The organism is Pseudoalteromonas sp. APC 3495, assembly GCF_030407645.1.
Taxonomy (GTDB): Bacteria; Pseudomonadota; Gammaproteobacteria; order Enterobacterales; family Alteromonadaceae; genus Pseudoalteromonas; species Pseudoalteromonas tetraodonis.
In genome coordinates, this window is sequence record NZ_JASDDA010000094.1 from 1 (window position 1) to 2,669 (window position 2,669).

At 37.5% G+C, this 2,669-nt stretch carries 2 protein-coding genes; both read left to right on the forward strand.

All coding sequences use genetic code 11. The features are described 5' to 3' along the window. The first annotated feature begins 235 nt into the window (after positions 1-235). Entirely contained in the window at positions 236-1,474 is a 1,239-nt protein-coding gene (locus tag QL984_RS18365; RefSeq protein WP_290173232.1) for an AAA family ATPase, read from the forward strand. A 15-nt stretch (positions 1,475-1,489) separates the two neighbouring features. After that, entirely contained in the window at positions 1,490-2,452 is a 963-nt protein-coding gene (locus QL984_RS18370) for a transcriptional regulator (protein ID WP_013462769.1), read from the forward strand. Positions 2,453-2,669: the final 217 nt, after the last annotated feature.

Consider the following 2,669-nt stretch of genomic DNA (forward strand, 5'->3'; position numbering starts at 1 on the left):
ACTATTTTTAATATTATTTATATAAATCATTACGTTATATATGTATTTTACACCCTTAGCCTTTAATACCTTATATATTTAACCATACTTAAACTTCTTTATTTATACTAAGTAATCTTAAAAGGGTAAAAATTATTTTATATGTCATGTATTTAAAACACATGTCGCCTTAAATAGTTGTTTACAGCTAATTGAATGGACATTATACTAAACACCTAACTTTGAGGAATAAAGTATGTCTATCAATAAAAACGCGCTAGATACTTATCGACTTTTGAAAGCAACCGCAGAAGTTGCTGAAAAATCACTAGAAGGACGTATCCAACATTATCGCGCCCATCTTAAATCTGAAGAAAAAGAATTAAGAACTTACACCCAAAAAGCAGCAGCTGATTTACTTGGCTGTAATAATCGTACCTTAAAAAGACGCCATGACAATGGTGACTTTGACGATTTAAATATAAAACGCGGTGCAAACGGCCACTATGCCTACACCTTAGTTAATATTTTTGCTATGGCTGATATTATGGACATACAGCCTGATCACCGCGCATCAACAGACAAACTCCAAGTTATTGTTATTAATTCATTAAAAGGTGGTTGTGGTAAAACAACAAGCATGGTTAACATTGCTGCTGCACTCGCTACCACTAACATTAAACGTTACCGTATCGGTATAATTGATTTAGATCCTCAAGGGTCATCATCAAGCTTTTTCCCATCTTCAGAGCCCGATCCAATTACCGTTGGTGATTTGATGCGTGATTGCATTGACCTTGATGAAGGTGAAACATGGCCTGAATTTGTGTCTAACTCTTTTTTACCAACACATATTCCTAATATTCGTGTTTTACCATCAGGTATGGATGACTTTTATTTTGAGCACGAAACAGCAACATTACTCAAAGACACCTCCAATTATGAGCAAACACGTCATTATCACAGACTACTAGAACGAGTAATAAATCCGGTAAAAGATGAGTTTGACATTCTTTTAATTGATACAGCGCCAACGCTTAACTTTATGTTTTACAATGCATTAATGGCTTCAACGGCGATGCTAATTCCGGTTCACCCTGAAGCGGTAGACTTTGATGCAAATAATAAATATTTAAAACGTTTAGGTGAGATTTATCATACCGTTGCCGCTCTTGGCCATGATGGCTGGGATTTCATGCAATTTTTAGTTACCAATTACGTGAAAGGCAATCACTCACAGCGTGACATAGTTAAAGATGTGCGTAGTGCTTTTGGCCGCCAAGTAATGAGCTATCCTATTAATCATAGTTCAGCAATTACCGCCAGTTCATCGTCGTTTAATACTATTTTTGACCAAAAAGCATCTGACAGCTTAGCAAGTAGAGAGTCATTAATGCGCGCACAAGAAAATATCAAAGATGTAGTTGATGAACTCGAAATGCTAATTCGTTCTAATTGGCAATCCACTCAATCTAAATTAAATACGCCTAAGTAAGGATGTTGACTAAAAATGGCTAAAAAACGTAAAAATGACACCCGCTTAGATCCCTTTGCAACCGCTGTTGGCAGTAGCAGCTTAGATGCCCTTTTAGAGCAAGCCAATGCAGGCGATGTTATTCGTATGCCTGCTCCTAGTGATCCTAATCGGGAAATTACGCTTGTTTGTAAAGTGATAGCACATAACGAGATTGAAAACTCAACTCAGGTTTATGGTAAAAATCGTCGCGTACAAGCGCTTTTAAACGAAAAGTCAGTCGCAGATATTCTTCCTGCTATTAAAGAAGATGGCCGTAATCAGCACCCTGCTCTATTGTGGGAGCAAGGTGATATGAGCCTTGTATTAGCTGGCTCTAGACGTCGTAAAGCCTGTATTTTAGGTGGCGCAGACTACCTCGTATTGAGTTCTAGTGACTTTAGCGAGCAAGATGCCAAAGTACTTGCGGTTTCATCAGATCAATACATTGCCCCTAGTCTTTGGGAGTTGGGTCAAGCGTATCAGCAAACTAGAAACGATCTTATTCAACAAGGCAAAAAAGGCTCGTACCGTGAAATTGCTGTTATTGAAGGGGTATCGCATACAGCGATTGCTGATGCGATAAAAGCGTATGAGCAAATATCTGCAGATGTTATAGCCCTTTACCCAACAGCTAATCATGTTGGTAGAGAAGTTGCTAAAAAGCTGATTAACGCAAAGGAGCGCGATGAGGAAGCATTTAACGAGTTAGTTGTTGCACTTGCCAGCAATGATGAAATTAACGCCTTAGAAGCCGACGACAAGCGCGCTATGCTAATTACTAAATACCTAACTGCAGAGCCTAAAACAGCATCAAAACGTGAAGCGGTTTTAGAAAATGACTTTATTAGTGTGCAACGCAACCTTAAAAGTGGTGACGTTTCAATTAAAATAAATAATAAAGTGATGACAGACAAGCGCTTAGAGCAACTTACTAAGTTATTAAGTGCCTTTAATTAGTTAGTAATATCGTGATCTGTAAAAGGGGTTGGGTTAGTTAAAACATGATCTAAACCTCTTTTTTAGTTGGTAAAAATCTGATCTTTAGTGGCATAAAAAGGCTAAAAACATGGCTTAAACCATCAAGGATCATATTTTTACTAACTAAACACCTCCTTTTAATGCCATTTTTCACCTTGTTAGTAAAAACCTGATCTGAGCCTAACTAAATCTCCTT

What these genes read in the sequence shown, in the direction of transcription:
- QL984_RS18370 (WP_013462769.1), top strand. Translation starts at nt 1,490, where the DNA reads ATGGCTAAAAAACGTAAAAATGACACCCGCTTAGATCCCTTTGCAACC.
- QL984_RS18365 (WP_290173232.1), top strand. Translation starts at nt 236, where the DNA reads ATGTCTATCAATAAAAACGCGCTAGATACTTATCGACTTTTGAAAGCA.